The organism is Azospirillum brasilense (assembly GCF_022023855.1).
Taxonomy (GTDB): domain Bacteria; phylum Pseudomonadota; class Alphaproteobacteria; order Azospirillales; family Azospirillaceae; genus Azospirillum; species Azospirillum brasilense_F.
On the sequence record NZ_CP059450.1, the window covers coordinates 892,672 to 911,468 of the forward strand.

Genomic DNA, 18,797 nt, shown 5'->3' on the forward strand with positions numbered 1-18,797 from the left:
CGGTCATTCCCAGCCTCAGGCGCTGACGAAGAGGGTGATCTCGACGGGGCGGAAGCGGCTGCCCAGCGAGTCCGGATTCCAGATCTCCAGCCGTTCGCCGGGGACGATGTAGCGGGGATCGACCTTGATCTCGAACGGCACCACGCCGCGCGGGGCGGCCACACCGCCCTCGCCGCTGTCGTCCAGCGCGACGCGCTCAGCCCCCTTGACGCGCAGGCCGGACAGCGTCTCCAGCCGCGAGCGCGAGGCGACGATGCAGTTCTCCATCCAGGCGGCGACCTCGCTGACCGGGGCGGAGGCCGGGCCGCGCACCCCGACGACCAGCCGGCCCTTCAGCCAGGCCTCGTCCATCGGCAGCCCGAACATGCCGTCCTCGAAGGTGAAGGGGATGCGGGCGACGCCCTCCTTCACGCGGTCGATCATGCGCAGGATGAAGTCGCGCACCTCGCCGAAGCTCGCCATCGGGTCGTCGTGGTCGTAGCGCGACAGCTTGGCCGGCACGGCGCCGCTGGCGAAGGCCGACAGGTGCCCGGCCAGCGTGCACAGCGACATGTAGACGTCGAACGGGTGGCAGACGCCGACGCCGAGCTGCGCCTCCAGCGGCGGCAGGCCGGTGACGAGGCTGCGGATCTCCGCCCGCGCCGCCTCGGCCAGCTCGGTCGCCGGGTTGCCGTTGCCGACGCCGGAGCGCTCGGCCAGGAACAGCGCCTTCTCGCGCACGCGTCGCACCACCTCCGCCCCCAGCCGGCCGAGCGGCGCGTTCGCGGCGACGGTGAGCGCCGGCGGCACGAAGTCGGTCAGCACGAAGGCGTCGTTGCGGAAGGTTGCCTGCGCGACCGGCATCGAGACGAACTTCTGCGGCGGCTTCTGGGTCGGGCCGGTGGTGGCGAACAGGGCCAGCCGCGGGCGCAGCCGGGCGATGGACAGCTCCTCCCCGCCATGCTGGTCGGCGACGGGCGCGCCCTCGACCGAGACGTAGCGCGGCGTCTCGCCCGGCCCCGGCGCGCGGTCGCCGCGGGCGGCGGGAACGATCAGGTGGATGGTGATCTGCGTCTGCCCCACCGGGTCGGCGTAGGCGGAGATGTCCACCTCCAGCGGCTCGTCGACCCCGGCGCGGTAGTCCACGACGAGGCCGTCGGGCAGGATCGCCTCCAGCTCCCGCACCTGGACCAGCCCGGAGACGAGCTGCACGCGGTCGACCTGGAGATGGACGACGCCCCAATGGAAGGGCCGCGCCTGCCGGACATGGTAGGTCAGCTGCCGCTCGTGCCGCAGCGCCTGCTGCTGGAAATGCTGCGGGGCCAGCAGCATCCCGTCGTGCCAATCGATGGCGTCGGGAATGTCGCGCGCCTCGGTCATGCGGTCCTCACGGAATGGGAAAGAACATCACGGAACCAGTTCGACATCCTTGTCCCCGGCGGTGAGGGTCAGCGTTCGTGTGTCCGGCACGCGCAAGCGGTGCGGTCCCGGCGTGGAATAGTTGGCGAAGACCAGCAAGGCCCAGGCCGGTTCGCCCGGCGGCAGGTCCGTCTTCAGCGTCTGGCCGGGGACCAGTTCCCAGCTCGTCACGCCGAGCGTGGCCGGGTGGTCGCGCATGGACTGCTCGCGCTGGCCGAACCACTCCGCGGCGGTCAGCGCCCCCAGCTTGTCCACCAGCGCCTTGTCGCGGACGGCGACGAGGTCGATGGCGACCGGCGTGGTGTCGTTGGCGGCCGGGGCGACCGTGAAGGACACGCTGTCCAGCGCGGCGCGCGGCTTGTCCGCGCATCCGGCGACCAACAACGCCAGCGCCAGCGCGCCGGCCAAACCAAATCCTTTTCCGTTCACCGGAGTCATGGCGTTCAGCGCTCTCCCGCTTCGGCAAGGGTCACGACGGTTCCAGACACCCCGTTCGCCCGCGTCAGCGCGTCCAGCGCGCGGGCGGCCTCGTCGGCGGCGGCGTAGCGTCCGGTGCGCACGGCGTAGGGGGCGTTGCCGCCCGGCAGCGGCGCGAAATCGACCGTGCCGCGCACGCCGCGCTGGGCGGCGGCGGCGGCGAAGGACTCCGCGTTGGCCGGGGTGGCGAAACGCCCGAGTTCGATGGCGTAGTGGCGGACCGGCGACGCCCCGTCCTCCTTCATCGCGTCCAGCCGGTCGTTGAGCGTGTCCTCGACGATGCCTTCCACGCTGTTCCCGGCGAATTCGGTGACGCGGTAGCCGGTCTTCTCGATGACGTGGGCGGCGGTGCCGGCCATCCAGCCGGGCAGGAAGCGGCGGGCCGCGTCCGCGGCGCCGCGGGTCATAGGCTCGGTCGCCGAAATTGCCCGTCCGCGCGCCTCGTCGCTGAAGATGTCCGCCGTCTCGATCACGCCCTGGCGGGCCTCGAAACTGTCGGCGACGCTGCTGCGTGCCATCGCACCCAGTCCGCCCCCGGCCGCGTCACCGGCCGCAGGTGCGCCGGCGGATGCCACGGAGGAAGCGGCGGCAGAGGCGGGTGCGGACGCCACCAGCGCGCCACCGCCATTGCCGCCGCCCGTCAGGATCAGCGCCGCCATCACCGCGCCGAGCAGCAGGGCCACGACGGTCAGCACGGCGACGCCGGCGGCCAGAGCCGCCACCTGCCATCGTCCGAGCGTGATCGTGGTCATCGCGGGAATTCCTGGGGAAGAAACCGTCGGATGGACCGCCTGCCCCACAGGACGGCGGCCCAGCCTGATAGAAGCATCCCGGCGGCCCAAATCCGCGAGCTGTCTGGTTCGTTCTGGCGTAGTCCGGCGAGGGTTTCCCGGCGATGGCCCGGAGGCCCGCCCCGTCCTGCGGAGAAGCCCGCAAATCCGGCGGGTTACCCCGTTGGTCCGAACTGGATCATTCGCCGCCGCCGGCCTTCGCGGGATGGGCGGCGGCAAGCGGTTCCTCGACCACCACGCCGCCGATCCCAGCGGTCCGCTCGAAGGACGGGCGACGTGCCTCGGCCTGCCAGCGATCGGCGAAGGCGCCGGCGCGCACCCGATGCCATTGCCCGCCGGCGGCGTCCATGGTCTCGACGATTTCCACCGGAAGGCCCCGCCCGGCCAGCGCCGCCGCGAAGTCCTGGGCGTTCCCGGCGGAGCGGAAGACGCCGAGTTCAATGGAGAAGCGCGCCGTCGCCGCCTTCACTGACGCGACCGGACGGACCGGGACGGCGGCCGGCGCGGCCTTCTCCGGCTCTGCCTTTGCCGTCTCCTGCGGCACAGCGGCGGGCGCTGTCTTCGCTTCGGCGGGCGCGGGGTCGTCCGTGGCACCCGGCACGCTGCCCCCGGCCAGGAAATAGCCGCCGGCGAAGGCCACCAGGAGCAGGAGCAGCGCCAGCACGCCGACCAGGAGTTTCTTCATGGCACCGCGCTCACGACTCCGGGCCGCCGCACAGCCGGCGCATCTCCGCCGTTTCGCGCTGGTAGCCGAGCCGCACCCGCCGGTCGAGCACGAGGCAGAGGTAGGTGTCCTGCGCCGTCGGGTTGCTGGCGTGGTAGCGGCGCACCGCCTCCGTCCAGGAGCCATGGCGGTCGTACAGCTCCCGCAGGAAGCGGGCGGCGTAGGCGACGTTGACCGCGGGGTCCAACATGTCCTCGCCCCCCGCGAAGGACCCGGCGTGCCAGCGCGTGTGGATCTGCATGCAGCCGACCGCCACGTCGCCGCGCAGGCCGCCCTCGCCGTCCTGCATCAGCCGCAGCGCCTCGCGCCGCGTCGCCGGATAGTGCGGACGGCCGGAGACGTTCAGCGCCCAGGGCCAGGGCATCCCAGCCCGCCCGGACTCCACGACGCTCATGGCGTGCAGGATGCCCGGCGGAATGCCGTAGAGCGCCTCCCCGTTGCGGAGGTAGCGGCTGCATTGGAACAGCGCCGGTCCGCCTTCGGACGCCGGGGCCAGCTCCGCCGCCGCCGGCCCGGCGAGCAAGGCGCCCATCAGGGCGAGCGCGCCGGCCAGGACGTTGCGCGTCCTCATGCCCGCACCCGCAGGGCGACGCACAGCCGGTCCACCGCCATCGCGGCGGCGCCGCCATGCTCTGCCAGTCCGGCGGACACCGCCGCGGTGACGCTGGCGGCGGACAGGTCGTCGAGGTTGCCGAGGATGCCGGTCAACCGCGCCCGCCCGAAGGCGACGCCGAAGCGGTTCTCGCCGTCCAGCAGCCCGCCGTTGCACAGCACCAGCGTCGACGGCACCGGCAGGTCGAGCGCCGTCTCCACCGCCGTCATCGCCGGATCGAGGCCGAGCGGCGGGTTAGCCGCCACCGGCAGGTCCACCACGTCGCCGAAGCGCCGCAGCAGGAAGGGTTCCGGCACGCCGGCGGCGGCGAAGACCAGCCGGCGCGAGCGCGGCGACACGATGCCCATGGCGAGCCCGATCGACAGGCCCGCGGCGTTGTCCGCCGCCAGCAGCCGGTTGGCGCCGGTCAGGCAGGCTGCCGGCCCAAGCCCGGCCGCCGCCAGCGTCCGCAGCGCGGCGCGCGCCGTCACCGTCATGAAGCCCGCCGCCAGACCGCCACCCGACACCTGCCCGATCAGGACCGCCAGCGACCCGTCCGCCGTCAGGAAGAAATCGTAGAAGCTGCCGTCGAATTCCGCCGCCGGACGCATCAGGCCCGACGCTTCCAGGTCGGGCGCCGTGGTCAGGTCGCTCGGCAGGATCGCCGCCTGCATGCGCCGGGCGATCTCGAACTGCTTCTGCAGTTCCACAAGCTCGGTGCGGGTGTCCAGCGCGGACTGAAGCTGGCGGACCATGCCGTCGAGCGCCGTGTGCTGGTCGCGCACGCGCTCCGCCATCACCTCGAAGGCGACGGCGAGCGCGCCGGGATCGTCGGTGCGCGCGCAGGGTGTCCTCCCCTCCGACGCCGCCTCGATGCGGGCGAGGTCGGCGAGGAGTTCACGCCGCCCCTGCTCAGGCAGGGTTTCCGACAGGCGGAGCATCTGGCGGCGGATGAAGGACTGCTGGCGCAGCCAGTGACGGGCGCGCCGCTCCTCGGCGTCACGCAGCGCGCGGCTGCGGCTGCGGAAGACCTCGACGGTGCGGGCGAGCTGCCCGGCCTCGTCGGCGCGCTCCGCCCCCAGCACGGCAACGCCGGTGTCCCCCGCCGCCAGGGCCGACAAGGCGGACATGGAGGCGTAGACCGGCGTGAAGACGCGCCGGAAATACCAGTCCAGCCCCAGCGTCCCGGCCACCAGCACCATCAGCACCACCAGGATGGCGGAGCTGTCGAGCAGGCTGTCGGCCATGGCGGCCAGCGTGGTCTCGCGTACGGTGACGAGGTACAGCGCGCCGTCCCCCTCCGTCCCGGCCGCCTTGGGCAGGCGCAGCTTGCGCACGCCGTAGCCGCGGGCGCCGATGGTCGCCTGCACCTCCTCGCCGCGCTCCGCGGCGGGACGCACGTCAGCCCAGGCCAGCGGCCCCGCATGGCCGTACAACGTGCCGTCGCTGCCGACCAGGAAGGCGGAGCCGCCGAGGACGCCGGCCAGTGCCTCCAGGCCGCCGGTCAGCGGACGGATGGCGATCAGAGCCCGGTCGGCCGGCCGCTGCGCGCCGAGGGGGCGGGCGAGCAGAAGCTGCGCGGCGCCGCCGGTCAGCACCAAGCCGTCCTGCGTGTCGTTGCGGGCCAGCACCTGCCCGATGCGCCTCTCGTCGAGAAGGCGGATCGGCTGGTCGGCCGGGACGGAGAGCAGGGTCTGCCCCGCGCCGTTGACCACCGTCGCCGCGGTGAAGCCCAGCGCGCCGAGCCGCTCCGCCGCCGCCGCGGCGTTGCCGCGCTCCAGAGCGTCGGTGAGGCGGGGATCGCCCACCGCCACCCGAGCGGCGGCGGCGGACTGGTCGAGCAGCCCTTCCCACAGCCGCAGGGTCATCCGCCCCTCGTCCTCAGCGTGGCGGGTGGCCCCGCTCTCGATGCGCAGCAGCGCGAAGACCGCGGCGGTGACGAGCACGGCGAGGACCACCGCGGCGGCGGCCACCGTCATGCGCTGGCGAAGACCGGTCATCGCGCGGCCTCCCCTTCGACCGGAACGCGCCGGCGCGGCGTGGCGTAGCGCCACAGGGCCAGGGCCAGCGGCGGCAGCGCGGCGATCCCGGCGAGCAGGGCGAGGGAGGGCAGCGTTCCGGCGGCCACTACCGTGTTGCTTCCGCCGGACAGCCACAGCACGCCGAGCGTTCCGGCCAGGGTCAGCGCGGCGCGGACCGCGGTCAGCCCCCCCCAATTTCCGGACGCCGCAAAGCCCGCATGGCCGGCGCCGAGCGCCGCGGCGGCGCCCAACGCGACGGCCGTTCCTGGCTCCACAGGGCCGAGCGCCAGGAGAAGCCCGACCGCCGCCGTCGCGCCCAAACTCAGCAGCGCCGCAGCCCCCCGCGGCACCAGCACCGCGACCAGTGCGGCGGCCAGCCAAGCCGGGGTGGCGTGCAGCCAGAAGAGTTCCGCGACCCGGCGGGCGTCCATCGCTCCGCCGCCGTCGGCCCGGCTCAACACCGCCAAGGCCAGCGCTGTGACCAGCCACAGCCCCCAACCCTTGGGACGCAATGCCCCGTCCACCCACCAATGGTCCGCCGCCAGCAGAGCGCGGAGGGTTACGCGCGGCAGCGTCAGACCGCTCCGCCGCTCCAGCCGGACGGCGGCCAGCAGACCGGCCAATCCGGACAGCACCGCGCCGGCCATCAGAACATTTGGCACGCCACCGCCGATGCACAGGACCGACAGCCCCGTCCCAGCGACCAGACCGCCCGCGGCGGACACCGCCGGTCCGGCGCGCAGACTTTCCGCGGCGGGACGCGCCGCCTGGAAGGGAAGCGCCGCGGAAAGCCCGCCCAGCACCGCACCGCCCAACCACAGCGCCGCCCCGTCGCCGAGCCCGTTCAGCAGCGCCCAGCCGCCCAGCGCCAGCACCCCTGCAATAGGTGCCCGGCGGCCGATCGCGAAGGCGAGCGGCACCGCCGCGGCCATGCCCAGAACCACCCCGCCGAGCGCCACGCCCGGCGGCAGGTGCCGCGCCGCCATGGCCGCGGCCACGGCCGCCCCCACACCGGCGCAGAAGGCGGTGGCGTAGGGCAACGACCCGGCGTCCGGCGGCGCCAGCGCGGTCAGCCGGTCGGGCGAGAAGCGGCCCAGCCGCTCGATCCGCTCGATCAGCGGCGCCACCTCCGCCGCGGCATCCTTGTTGAAGCTGAGATCGCGCACCTCGGCCAGATAGCTGCGCAGACGGGCGAAGCGGTCGTTCACTCCGGTCACCACCCGGTTCATCTCGGCCAGCAGAGTGCCGATCAGGCTCTGTTCCACCGGCGGGGCGATGCGGTCGTAGGCGGAGCGCGCGAGGCAGGATTCCAGCGACGCTGCCAGCCGGAGCGGCGTCGTCACCTGAGCGTTCAGCATGGTGCGCAGCGCCAGCCCGCCGAGCGCCAGCGCGATGCTCAGCGCCACCGCGAAGTCGATCAGGATGCGCGGCGCGTTGGCCGGCTGCGCCACGGCGCTGCGACCCAGCAGAACCTCCCCCGCTGTGGCGGCGCCCTGGCGGATGGGAAAGCGTTGCAGGACCAGACCCAGCGCGGACCAATCGGTTTCCGCTGGCACCAGCCGGACCGACAGGTCGGGGCGCGCGGCGTCGGACTTCTGGAACAGCGGGCGTCCGGCGCCGTCCACCACCAAGATCAGCTTGATCTCCGGGAAGACCCCACCGGCCTCGCCCAGATAATCCTCCATCCCGGCCATGCGGTCGAGCGGCAGGCCGAGGGCCAGCGCCTTCTCCAGATCATGGGCGATGCCCGTCCCGACGATCTCGGCGCGGGAGGCGGTTCCCCGGTCGGCCAGCCCCGCCGCGGCGATCAGCGCCGCTGCCAGCGTGGCGAGCCAGGGCACGACGACCACCACCGCCATCAGCGAGATGAACCGCCGCAACATCCCTCGATTGAGGAACGGAGTCGCCGGGCGGGTCATCGCAGCACCTCCCCGTCGATGCGGGCGGCCTCGGTCTCCGCCGCGCGCAGCCCGGCCAGGACGGCGGACAGCGCCGGATCGCCAACCGCCACGGCGGCAGACGCATCGGCCTGAAGCTGCCGCGCCTCGGCAGCATAAAAGGCCGTCCGCGCCAGAACGGACCGGCAGACGCCGGACAGCAGCAGCCGCGTGCCCAGAACAGCGAGAAGCCCGATGGCCGCCAGGAAGACGGCGGTGACCGTCGCCGTCTCGCGTAGCGCGGCCAGAACCTCCACCCGCGCGTCCTGCTGCGGGGCGAGGCCCAGCACGGCGCCGGCGGGCTTGCCCAGGGCATCAGCCACCGGCACGCCGACCAGCACGCCATCGCGATCCGCGAGGTCCCACGGCTCCGCCGGCAGCCCAGCCGCGCCCCCCATCCAGGAGGCCGGCACCGGCGTCCCCGCCGCCTGGGCGGTGGCGAACAGCACGGTCCCGCGCGGGTCCACCACATAGAGCCGCAAGCCCCCGCCGCCGGTGGAGGCCACCTCGATCAGCCTTTGCAGGTCGTTCTGGTCGGCGAGCGGAAAGCCGATGGCGGCGCGCTCCGCCGCGCTGGCGGCCACGCGGCTGGCCAGCGCCGACGCGCGCGCAGCGATTTCCGCCGTGTGCGCCTCCGCCACCGCGTTGTGAAAGGCGAACAGGGTGAACGCCTGCCCGCCCACGGCGCACAGCCACAACACAAGCGCCAGACGCCCGAAACCGTAGAGCATGGCCAGCCTCCCAAGGGTCCGGCTATAGCGGCTTTCCGCGGGGGCATCCCGTTCAGATTGGCCCAACTTGGTCTGATCTGCTTTTGCCGCTCCCCGGCCCCTGCGATACTCCCCCGGCCAACTAGAAAGGACGCGCTCCATCATGAACCGGCCATCATGAACCGGGATGCCCGCCTGCACGCCATCCTCGCCCGGCTGCGCAGCGACTCCTCCGGCGAGCGGCTGGCCGCCCTCTCCGCGCTGGAGCGGCTGATGCCCGCTGGGACCTCCCTCTACGAGGTCATCCAGGTCGGGCTGTTCTACACCGACCGCGGCACCGTCGCCCCCTCGCTGGTCGAGGAGGTGGACCGCCTGCGCGGCGAGGCGCAGGAGGCCACGCGGCGGGAGGAGCGGCAGCGCCGCCGCGTCCGGGCGCTGGAAACCGGTATCCGCGCCGTGATGGAGGAATTCCGTGGCGGCAAGGACGCCTGACTGCCTTCGCTCCGCAACGGACGCAGTTCCGGCGGCGTGACTCCGGGAGTGGACCAACAAGGCGTTCCGCGGCGGCCCGCCATCGCACACCTTGCGGGGCATTACCGCCGTGCGTACCCGGAGGCCCTTTGCCCACCATCACAGCACCCTGTCAGCATGCCCTTTACGCCGCCGTGGACTCCGCGGCGGCGGCGCGCGGCATGACGGTGCCCGCCCTGATCCGCTCCTGCCTGACGCTGGTCGGGCCGGAGGCGCTGACCCATCTGCCCGATCCCGGCAGCCCCGAGCCGGTGGACGTCTCCCACCGCACCGTGACGCTGAAGAGCGGCGGCACCCGCCGCGTGCGGGTGGTGCCGAAGCTGCGGGTGCGCCACGCCACCCCACTGGACGCGGCGACCGTGCGCAAAGCCGCCTGGGTCGCCGCCACCATCGGCAATGACGACGGCGCGCACCTCATCACCGCGGGCGAGCTGAACGCCGTGGAAAGCGAGATGAGCCGCTGCCGCCTGCGGCTGGAGCAGTTGACCGCGGCGCTGGAGACGTTGGCCTTCCGCCCACTGCGCCAGCCGATCCGCAAGCCCTGGCAGGCCACCTACGTGCTGGGCTTCACCCACGAATGGGGGCTGGACACGCAGACGGTCAACAGCCGCTTCCGCACGCTGGCTCCGATCTTCCATCCCGACACCGGCCTGCTCTCCAGCGCCGAGCGGATGAGTCAACTATTGGAGGCCCGCAACTTCCTCTTGCAGCACCTTCGAAGCTGAGCGGGCGATGCTTCGTACGCCGGACATTCCCTCCGAAACGGAGGTGTTCCGGGGCGATGTCGTCCAATTGGGGTCCATCTCGGCTGGCCTCCGCGGGGGTGCCTTTCGAATGATGGCGAAGCTCGACAGCCGGCGCGCGACGCGCACAACCCTATGAGGTCGTCAGATATGAGCGAGAGCAGTCAGAAGAAGTTGGAGCGCGTCCGCCCGCCGCGGGTGAAGCTCACCTACGAGGTCCACACCGGTGGCGCCCAGGAGATGAAGGAGCTGCCCTTCCTGGTCGGCATCCTGGCCGATCTCAGCGGCAAGCCGGAGAAGCCCCTTCCCAAGCTGAAGGAGCGCAAGTTCGTCGAGATCGACCGCGACAACTTCAACGACGTGATGGCCTCCGTCGGACCGCGCCTCGCCTTCCAAGTGGACAACAAACTGCAGGAGGACGGCGGCAAGCTGAACATCCTGCTGAACATGCGCCACATGGACGATTTCCAGCCGGTCGAGGTGCTGAAGCAGGTGCCGACGCTGAGCCGCCTGTTCGAAGCCCGGCAGAAGCTGTCGGACCTGCTGGCCAAGCTGGACGGCAACGACGAATTGAACGGCCTGCTGAACGACGTCATCACCAGCACCGAGCAGCAGGACGAGCTGAAGAAGCTCCTCGGCCCGGTGGCCGGTGCCCCGGCCGGCGAGCCCGCGGGCGAGCCCGCCTGATTCCCCGTCCCGTCAAGCCCAATCAGAACCCCCTTCACGGAGCGAACAGGTGAGCACGGAAACGTCCGTTGAGAGCGCCGCCAATCTGTCCCTGCTCGACCGCATGATGGTCGAAGGCAAGATGGCGCGCGAGGAGGGCCAGCGGCCCTACGCCCGCGACCTTCTGACCGAATTCGTCGACCAAGTCCTCGCCGAGACCGGCGACGCCTCCGCCATCGACGTGGTCGAGGCGATCAACCAGCGCATCGCGCAGATCGACGAGCTGATCAGCGACCAGCTGAACGAGGTCATGCACCACCCCGACTTCCAGAAGCTGGAAGGCACGTGGCGCGGCCTCAACTACCTCGTCATGAACACCGAGACCTCGACGACGCTGAAGCTGCGCGTCCTCAACGTCTCGCGCAAGGACCTCCAGAAGGACCTGGACAGCGCGGTCGAGTTCGACCAGAGCGCCATGTTCAAGATGGTCTACGAGGCCGAGTACGGCACGCTGGGCGGCACGCCCTACAGCATGCTGGTCGGTGACTACGAGTTCGGCCGCCATCCGCAGGACATCTCCCTGCTGGAGAAGATGTCGAACCTCGCCGCCGCCGCCCACGCGCCGTTCATCAGCGCCGTGTCGCCGGCGATGTTCGACATGGAGAACTTCGGCGAGCTGGGCGCCCCGCGCGACCTGTCGAAGATCTTCGAGACGGCCGAGATGGTGAAGTGGCGCTCCTTCCGCGCGTCGGAGGACTCCCGCTACGTCTCGCTGACCATGCCGCACGTCCTGATGCGCCTGCCCTACGGCCCGAACACCGTTCCGGTCGAAGGCATGAACTTCGTCGAGGACACCGACGGCCGCGATCATTCCAAGTACCTGTGGGGCAATGCCTCCTGGGCGCTGGCCGCGCGCATCACCGACAGCTTCGCCAAGCACGGCTGGACCGCGGCCATCCGCGGCGTGGAAGGCGGCGGCAAGGTCGAGGGTCTGCCCAGCCACACCTTCAAGACCGACGAGGGCGACGTCGCCCTGAAGTGCCCGACGGAGATCGCCATCACCGATCGCCGCGAGAAGGAGCTGAACGACCTCGGCTTCATCTCGCTGGTCCACTGCAAGAACACGGATTACGCGGCGTTCTTCAGCGGCCAGACCACCAACAAGCCGAAGGTCTACAACACTGACGAGGCCAACGCGAACGCCCGCATCTCCGCGATGCTGCCGTACATGCTGGTGTCGTCGCGCTTCGCCCATTACCTGAAGGTGATGCTGCGCGACAAGATCGGCGCCTTCCTGACGCGCAACAACATCACGGACCACCTGAACACCTGGATCGCCAACTACGTCCTGCTGGACGACGAGGCGTCGCAGGGCACGAAGGCCCGTTTCCCGCTGCGCGAGGCCCGCATCGACGTCTACGACGTGCCGGGCCGTCCGGGCGTCTACCGCGCCAACATCTTCCTGCGTCCGCATTTCCAGCTCGAAGAGCTGTCGGCCTCCATCCGCATGGTCGCCGAACTGCCGGCGCCGGAAGCCTGATCCCCTCCCCCCGAACGCATCGTCCGGAGTAAATCCGCATGTCTATGATCATTCTCGATATCCCCAACGTCCAGGGGGAGTCCGCGGTGGAGATCGCCGGGGGCGTGGTGTTCAAGGACATGATCCTGTGCGAATCCCTGTCGCAGGACATGACCGTCGAAATGGAAGTGTCGACCAACGCCCGCCGCACGGTCCACACCCCGAAGGTCGAGAACATCACGCTTGAGCGCAAGTGGGACCGGGCCTCGCCCAAGCTGATCTCGCTGCTGCTGCGCTCGGCCAACTCCGACACGGCGAAGAAGCAGTGGACCATCCACTGCCTGAAGCCGATCGGCGACAGCCACCAGTGGGGCGAGTTCCTGACGATCGAGCTGACCAACCCGCTGATCGCCAAGCACAGCCTGAGCGTCAACGAGGGCGACACGACCGAGACCATCGAGATCAACGCCACCGAGATCTACTGGACCTACAAGCGCTACACCGAGGAGCAGAAGCACGAAGGCGGTGGCGGCGTGAAGTTCAACCTGCTGAAGGGCACCGTCTCCGACAGCTGAGGTGGTAAATAACCCTCTCCCCGCTGGGGAGAGGGAAGGGTGAGGGGGTTGTGCATGTCGGCACGTCCGGCACACGCGCACCCCCTCATCCTAACCTTCTCCCCGGAGGGGAGAAGGAATTGAAGCTCCAACGGACACGGCGATGACCCAGCCCAAGACGATGACCGGCGGACGGTCGCTGCTGTTCGAACGGCTGATCGACTTCGAACCGGACCACCCGACGGGCGACGAGCCGTCCGCCACGGTGCTGTCCATGCCCGACCTCAAGGCGTCGATCCGGCGCGAGGTCGCGCGCATCCTCGACAGCCGCAGCACCGGCACCCGCCGCTCCGACCTCGGCGGAACGGCACTGGACTATGGGATTTCCGACATCACGCATCTGGACGCCGCCTCCGACGCCGACCGCCGTCAGGTGGAACGGATGGTGCGACAGGCGATCATCGATTTCGAGCCGCGGCTGAAGCGCCCGCGGGTGACCGTCAGCGCCGGAACCGGGCGCGGCACCATGGTCACCAGCATCTCCGGCGAGGTCGTGGCGGGCACCGTCACCGAACGGCTGGAGTTCGACGTGGGTCTGCGCGGCCCGGCCCCCACCGAGCCAAGCCAGTCCGGCTGAAAGGACGCACCAGGATGCGGCGCGAGGATCTCCTCGACCATTACGAACGCGAGCTTCTCTACGTCCGCCGGGCGGGCGAAGCCTTCGCGCGCAGCTATCCCAAGATCGCGCGCCGGCTGGCGCTGGGACCGGATCAGGCCGCCGACCCGAACGTCGAACGGCTGATCGAATCCTTCGCCTTCCTGTCCGGGCGCCTGCAACTGAATCTGGAGCGCGAGTTCCCGCGCTTCTCCGAGGCGCTGCTCGGCATCCTGCACCCGCAGATGATCGCGCCGATCCCCGCCATGGGCATCGCCCGGATGGAGCCGGTGCCCGGCGAGGGGCGGCTGACCGGCGGATTCCGCGTGCCGCGCGGCACCCCGCTGCACGCCGTGGCCGAGGACAACATCCGCTGCCGCTTCCGCACCGCCTACGACGTGACGCTGTGGCCGGTCGCCGTGACCGACGCCGCGGTGGAGCCGGCCGACCGCTACGACTTCCTCGACGGCGCCGCCACCGCGTCGGTGCTGCGGCTGCGGCTGGAGACACGCAACCAGTCCTTCGAGAATTTGCCGATCGACAAGCTGCGCCTGTTCATCGACGGCGAGACGATCCTCACCTCCGCCCTGCACGAGCTGTTCCTGTGCGGCGTGGTCGAAATCGCCTACGTCCAACCCGGCAAGCCGCCGGTGCGGCTGCGCGGCGAGAACCTGATCGCCCCCGTGGGCTTCGGACCGGACGAGACGGTGCTGCCGCACCCCAAGCACGCCCAGCCCGCCTACGGTCTGCTGCAGGAATACTTCGAGTTTCCGCAGAAGTTCGACTTCTACGACCTGCCGCTTCCGCAAGGGCGGCTGTCGGGGGAGGTCGTGGACATCCTGATCGCGGTGTCGCGCCCGCTGCCAAACCGGCTGACCCTGCGCAAGGACAGCTTCGTTCTCGGCTGCACGCCCATCGTCAACCTGTTCAACCGCACGGCGGAGCCGATCCGGCTGAACCACCGGCGCACCGCCTACCGCGTCGTTCCCGACGCCCTGCGCGAGCGGACGACCGAGGTCCATTCGATTCTGGAGGTCAGCGGCCTACGCGACGGCGACGGCATGCACCACCGCTACGTCCCCCTGTTCTCGCACCAGCACGCGGAGGCCGAAACGGAACCGCGCGGGTTCTGGCTGGCCGCGCGCGAGCCGACCCAGCGCGACGACGTGCCGGGCACCGACCTGCATCTCAGCCTGCACCACCTCGACCTGACGCCCACCGACCCGGCCGACGAGACGCTCCTCGTCCGCACGTTGTGCACCAACCGGGCGCTGGCGGAGCAGGTGCCGGCGGGGGCCGCGCTGATGATCGAGGAAGCCGCCCCCATCGCCACCATCCGCTGCCTGCACAAGCCGACGCCCGGCCGCCCCGCCCCGGCGGGCGGTTCTTCGGCCTGGAAGCTGATCTCGCACCTGTCGGTCAATCATCTCAGCCTGACCGGCGACGCCGAGGGTCTGCGCGCCCTGCAGTCCATCCTGCTGCTGCACGCGCCCGATGATCCGTCCGCCCAGCACCAGATCCGCGGCGTGCAGGGCCTGTCCTCCCGCCCGGTGCTGCACCGCATGGGGCAGGACGCTTGGCGCGGCTTCGTGCGGGGGCTGGAGGTGACGGTGGCCCTGGACGAGCGGAACTTCGTCGGCGCCAGCCCGCTGGTTTTCGGCGGAGTGCTCAGCCGCTTCCTCGGGCTCTACATCAACGTCAACGCCTTCGCCCAGCTTCGGCTGCGCTCGGTGCAACGGGAAGGGGTGTGGAAGGCATGGGCGCGCCTTGCCGGCAGCCAGCCGGTCCTGTGACGGACCGTCCTTTCCCAACCTCCGGCAGCGCCCCTGCCCTGATCGATCGGCTGGAGGCCGAGCCCTGGGGCTTCGACCTGTTGCAGGCCATCGCCCTGCTGGAGCGCGCCGCCCCCGGCCTGGCCCCGCTCGGCACCGGCATCGACCCGGAGCAGGAGGCCGTCCGCATTGAACACGACCCGAGCTTCGTTTTCCCCGCCAGCGACGTGGTCGAGGCGCGGCGGACGGAGGACGGGCGCGGCGTGGTGCGTTCCCCCGTTCTCGGCGTGGCCGGCATCAACGGCCCCCTACCCTACGTCGCCACGGAGCTGCTGGTCGAGCGGGCGGCGCGGCGCGACACGGCGGGCTCGGCCTTCTACGACATCTTCAACCACCGCCTGATGTCGATCTTCTACCGCACCCGCCAGGGCAGCCTGCCCTTGCTGGAGCGCGACCCGGAACGCACCCTGTTGGCCCGCGTGCTGCGCGCTCTGGCCGGCATCGGCACGCCCGGCCTGGAGCAGCGCCTGCCCGGCACGCCCGACCGGATGCTGCTGGCCTTCTCCGGCATCCTCGCCAACCGCCGGCGCTCGTCGGCTGGATTGGAGGCGATCCTCGGCGCCGTCTTCCGGGTCAAGGTGCGGGTGGAGAGCTTCGTCGGGCGCTGGCTGCCGCTGGACGACGAGAGCCGGACCCGCATCGGGGGCGGCTTCGGCGCGCGCAACAACAGCCTCGGCCGCACGGTCGTGCTTGGCCGCCGCGTCTGGGACCAGCAGAGCTGCTACGCCATCGAACTGACGCTCGACAGCCTGGAGCGCTTCCGCGAGTTCCTGCCCGACGGGCGGCACCACCAGACGCTCTGCGCGCTCGCCCGCTTCCACACCGGGGACGGCATGGACTTCCGCATCGTGCTGGTGCTGGAGGCCACCAAGGTGCCGCCGACGCGCCTGTCCACCAAGCCGCCGGAGGGCAGCCGCCTCGGCTGGACCTCCTGGCTGCGGGCGCCGGATCGCCCCAACCTGAAGGACGGGCGCCTCACGCTCGACCCCGCCCCGCCCGCAACGTCATCCCAGGGAGCCGTCCCGTGACCGCCGACATCAAGTCCCTCATCGGAAAGCTCGACCGCGACGGGCGCAAGGTTCTCGAACGCTCCGCCGCGCTGTGCGTCTCGCAGACCCATTACGACGTCGAGGCGGAGCATGTGCTGCTGGCGTTGCTGCGGCTGAAGGACGCCACCGTCGCCGGCATCCTGCGCCATTACGGCGTCGAGGCGGGCCGGCTGGAGACGGAACTCGAAGCGGCTCTGGACCGCATCCGCCGCGGCAACAGCCGCACCCCGGCCTTCTCCCCCCGCGTGCCGGAGATGCTGGAGACGGCGCTGCTGATCTCCGTCACCCATCTCGACAGCCCGCAGATCGTTCTTCCGGCGATCCTCTGGGCCGCGGTCGCCTGCGATTCCGTGCGGGCGGTGGTGACGGAGTCCGCTCCCTCCCTGCTCGCCCTGCCGCGCGAGCGCACCGCGTCCGACCTGCCGGAGCTGGTCCGCGTCCTAAAGGAGGGCGGACCGTCCGCCGCCGCATCCGATTCCTCTCCCACGGCCCTTCCGGTCTCCGCCGCGTCGGACGGGCGGGCCATGCTGGACCAGTACAGCCAAGACCTGACCGCCCAGGCCAAGGCCGGGAAGATCGACCCGGTGATCGGGCGCGACCGCGAGATCCGGCAGGTCATTGATGTGATGATGCGCCGTCGCCAGAACAACCCGATCCTGGTCGGCGACCCCGGCGTCGGCAAGACCGCCATTGTGGAAGGTCTGGCCCTGCGCATCGCCGAGGGCGACGTGCCGCCGCCGCTGCGCGGCATGGTCATCCGCACACTCGACCTCGGGCTGCTCCAGGCCGGGGCCGGGGTGAAGGGCGAGTTCGAGAACCGGTTGAAGTCGATCATCAAGGAGGTCTCGGCCTCCCCCGTGCCGATGGTCGTCTTCATCGACGAGGCGCACGCTTTGATCGGCGCCGGCGGGGCCGCCGGCCAGGGTGACGCCGCCAACCTGCTGAAGCCCGCCCTGGCGCGCGGCGAATTCCGCACCATCGCCGCCACCACCTGGGCCGAGTACAAGAAGTATTTCGAGAAGGACCCGGCGCTGGTCCGCCGCTTCCAGCCCGTCTCGGTGCCGGAGCCGGACGAGACGGCGGCGGCGGCCATGCTGCGCGGCCTCGTCCGCCGCTTCGAGGAGCATCATGGGGTCAGCGTGCTCGACGACGGCATCGCCGCCGCGGTCGCCCTGTCCGCCCGCTACATTCCAGCCCGCCAGTTGCCCGACAAGGCGATCAGCGTGCTCGACACCGCCTGCGCCCGCGTCGCCATCGCCCGCAGTTCCAAGCCCGAAGCCATCGAGGCGATGGAGCGCGAGGACGCCATCCTGGCCCGCGAGGCGGAGCGGCTGGAGGCCGAACCCGGCACCGCCCACCACGCCCGCCTGTCGCAGATTTCGCAACGCCGCGGCGCGTTGGCCCTGGAGAAGGCCGCTCTGGACGAGCGCTGGACGCGCGAGCGCGATCTGGTCGATGCGGTGGAGGCCGCGCTGAAGGCCGGCCACGCCGTGGAGGCCGCTGCGGCTATGGAAAAGCTGAAAGCGATCCAGGGCGACAGCCCGCTGGTCCCGCACCGGGTGGACGGCGCGGTGGTCGCCGCGGTGGTGTCGAACTGGACCGGCATCCCGGTCGGCTCGATGTCCAAGGACGATCTGGAGGTGGTCGCCACACTGGAGGACCGCATGGCCGCCCGCGTCGTCGGCCAGCCGCAGGCGCTCCAGGCCATCGCGCGGGCCGTGCGCGGCTACCGCGCCGGGCTGGGCGAGCCGCACCGCCCCATCGGCGTCTTCCTGCTGAGCGGCCCGAGCGGCGTCGGCAAGACCGAAACCGCCCTGGCGCTCGCCGAGCTGCTGAACGGCGGCGAAGACAGCCTCATCACCATCAACATGTCGGAGTATCAGGAGGCCCACGCGGTGGCCACCCTGCGCGGCGCCCCTCCGGGCTATGTCGGCTACGGCAGCGGCGGCGTGCTGACCGAGGCGGTGCGCCGCCGTCCCCACGCCGTGGTGCTGATGGACGAGGTCGAGAAGGCCCACCCCGACGTGCTGGACATGTTCTATCAGGTCTTCGACAAGGGCGTGCTGGAGGACGGCGAGGGGGTGGAGGTGGACTTCCGCAACACGCTGATTCTGCTGACCAGCAACCTCGGCGACACCGAGCTGTTCGCTCTGGGCCGCGAGGCGCTCGACGCCGGGCGGATCGGCGAGGCGCGCGAGGAGGGGCTGGCGGCCATTTCCGACGTGCTGCGCCGCCGCTTCCGCCCGGCCTTCCTCGGCCGCCTGTCCGTCGTGCCCTACTACCCGCTGAGCGAGGCGCAGATCCGCCGCATCGTGACGATGAAGCTGGACAAGCTGCAACGCCGCACCGCCGGCAACCGCGGCGCCGAGCTGGCCGTCACCGACGCGGCGGTGGAGGCGCTGGTGCTGCGGGCGCTGAACTCCGATGCCGGGGCGCGCATGATCGACACGCTGCTGTCGGAATTCGTGGTGCCGGAGGTGGCGATCCGCATCCTCGACCGCGTCGCCGCCGGCCAGCCGGTGGGCCGCATCACCGTGGACCACGGCGCAGACGGGCGCTTCACCGTCGGCGTGGACGGCACGGCGGCCTGACCGGGGA

Annotated in this window: 17 protein-coding genes; 9 read left to right on the forward strand and 8 right to left on the reverse strand. The window is 71.3% G+C overall.

Annotated elements, in window-relative coordinates; translation table 11 throughout:
- Positions 1 to 15: 15 nt before the first annotated feature.
- The 8 genes from tssK to H1Q64_RS17505 form a co-directional block, all read right to left on the reverse strand.
- Positions 16 to 1,359, reverse strand: coding sequence for a type VI secretion system baseplate subunit TssK (tssK, locus tag H1Q64_RS17470; RefSeq protein WP_137141200.1), 1,344 nt, complete (start codon positions 1,357 to 1,359; stop codon positions 16 to 18).
- A gap of 27 nt (positions 1,360 to 1,386) precedes the next feature.
- Entirely contained in the window at positions 1,387 to 1,806 is a 420-nt protein-coding gene (locus H1Q64_RS17475) for a hypothetical protein (protein ID WP_237906384.1), read from the reverse strand.
- A gap of 35 nt (positions 1,807 to 1,841) precedes the next feature.
- The gene (locus H1Q64_RS17480; protein ID WP_237906385.1) at positions 1,842 to 2,627 is read right to left on the reverse strand and encodes an SPOR domain-containing protein; all 786 of its coding nucleotides are present in this window, start codon (positions 2,625 to 2,627) and stop codon (positions 1,842 to 1,844) included.
- Between the two features lie 217 nt (positions 2,628 to 2,844).
- Complete coding sequence (locus H1Q64_RS17485) at positions 2,845 to 3,351, reverse strand: SPOR domain-containing protein (RefSeq protein WP_237906386.1); 507 nt, start codon at positions 3,349 to 3,351, stop codon at positions 2,845 to 2,847.
- A 10-nt stretch (positions 3,352 to 3,361) separates the two neighbouring features.
- Positions 3,362 to 3,961 carry a lytic transglycosylase domain-containing protein gene (locus H1Q64_RS17490; protein ID WP_237906387.1) on the reverse strand — a complete coding sequence of 200 codons (600 nt, stop codon included), beginning with the start codon at positions 3,959 to 3,961 and terminating at the stop codon, positions 3,362 to 3,364.
- Positions 3,958 to 5,982, reverse strand: coding sequence for a PP2C family protein-serine/threonine phosphatase (locus H1Q64_RS17495; RefSeq protein WP_237906388.1), 2,025 nt, complete (start codon positions 5,980 to 5,982; stop codon positions 3,958 to 3,960). Before H1Q64_RS17495 ends, H1Q64_RS17490 begins: the two co-directional genes overlap by 4 nt.
- Positions 5,979 to 7,922: a hypothetical protein gene (locus H1Q64_RS17500; protein WP_237906389.1), complete on the reverse strand. Its 1,944-nt coding sequence runs from the start codon at positions 7,920 to 7,922 to the stop codon at positions 5,979 to 5,981. The genes H1Q64_RS17495 and H1Q64_RS17500 overlap by 4 nt, the downstream gene beginning before the upstream one ends.
- Complete coding sequence (locus H1Q64_RS17505) at positions 7,919 to 8,671, reverse strand: hypothetical protein (RefSeq protein WP_237906390.1); 753 nt, start codon at positions 8,669 to 8,671, stop codon at positions 7,919 to 7,921. Before H1Q64_RS17505 ends, H1Q64_RS17500 begins: the two co-directional genes overlap by 4 nt.
- A gap of 156 nt (positions 8,672 to 8,827) precedes the next feature.
- Between H1Q64_RS17505 and H1Q64_RS17510 the strand changes: the two genes are divergently transcribed.
- From H1Q64_RS17510 to tssH, 9 genes are all read left to right on the forward strand, one after another.
- Positions 8,828 to 9,142, forward strand: coding sequence for a hypothetical protein (locus H1Q64_RS17510; RefSeq protein WP_237906391.1), 315 nt, complete (start codon positions 8,828 to 8,830; stop codon positions 9,140 to 9,142).
- Between the two features lie 128 nt (positions 9,143 to 9,270).
- On the forward strand, positions 9,271 to 9,906 hold the full coding sequence (locus H1Q64_RS17515; protein WP_237906392.1) for a hypothetical protein: 636 nt from the start codon (positions 9,271 to 9,273) through the stop codon (positions 9,904 to 9,906).
- Positions 9,907 to 10,074: 168 nt separating this feature from the next.
- Positions 10,075 to 10,611 (forward strand): type VI secretion system contractile sheath small subunit, encoded by a 537-nt coding sequence (tssB, locus tag H1Q64_RS17520; RefSeq protein WP_014198564.1) that lies wholly within the window; start codon positions 10,075 to 10,077, stop codon positions 10,609 to 10,611.
- Between the two features lie 49 nt (positions 10,612 to 10,660).
- Entirely contained in the window at positions 10,661 to 12,130 is a 1,470-nt protein-coding gene (gene tssC / locus H1Q64_RS17525) for a type VI secretion system contractile sheath large subunit (RefSeq protein WP_269145399.1), read from the forward strand.
- A 38-nt stretch (positions 12,131 to 12,168) separates the two neighbouring features.
- Positions 12,169 to 12,684, forward strand: coding sequence for an Hcp family type VI secretion system effector (locus tag H1Q64_RS17530; RefSeq protein ID WP_052584407.1), 516 nt, complete (start codon positions 12,169 to 12,171; stop codon positions 12,682 to 12,684).
- A gap of 142 nt (positions 12,685 to 12,826) precedes the next feature.
- Positions 12,827 to 13,300 (forward strand): type VI secretion system baseplate subunit TssE, encoded by a 474-nt coding sequence (tssE, locus tag H1Q64_RS17535; protein ID WP_237906393.1) that lies wholly within the window; start codon positions 12,827 to 12,829, stop codon positions 13,298 to 13,300.
- Positions 13,301 to 13,314: 14 nt separating this feature from the next.
- Positions 13,315 to 15,111: a type VI secretion system baseplate subunit TssF gene (gene tssF, locus H1Q64_RS17540; RefSeq protein WP_237906394.1), complete on the forward strand. Its 1,797-nt coding sequence runs from the start codon at positions 13,315 to 13,317 to the stop codon at positions 15,109 to 15,111.
- Complete coding sequence (gene tssG / locus H1Q64_RS17545; RefSeq protein WP_237906395.1) at positions 15,108 to 16,178, forward strand: type VI secretion system baseplate subunit TssG; 1,071 nt, start codon at positions 15,108 to 15,110, stop codon at positions 16,176 to 16,178. The genes tssF and tssG overlap by 4 nt, the downstream gene beginning before the upstream one ends.
- Complete coding sequence (gene tssH, locus H1Q64_RS17550) at positions 16,175 to 18,790, forward strand: type VI secretion system ATPase TssH (RefSeq protein WP_237906396.1); 2,616 nt, start codon at positions 16,175 to 16,177, stop codon at positions 18,788 to 18,790. Before tssG ends, tssH begins: the two co-directional genes overlap by 4 nt.
- The last annotated feature ends 7 nt before the right edge of the window (positions 18,791 to 18,797 follow it).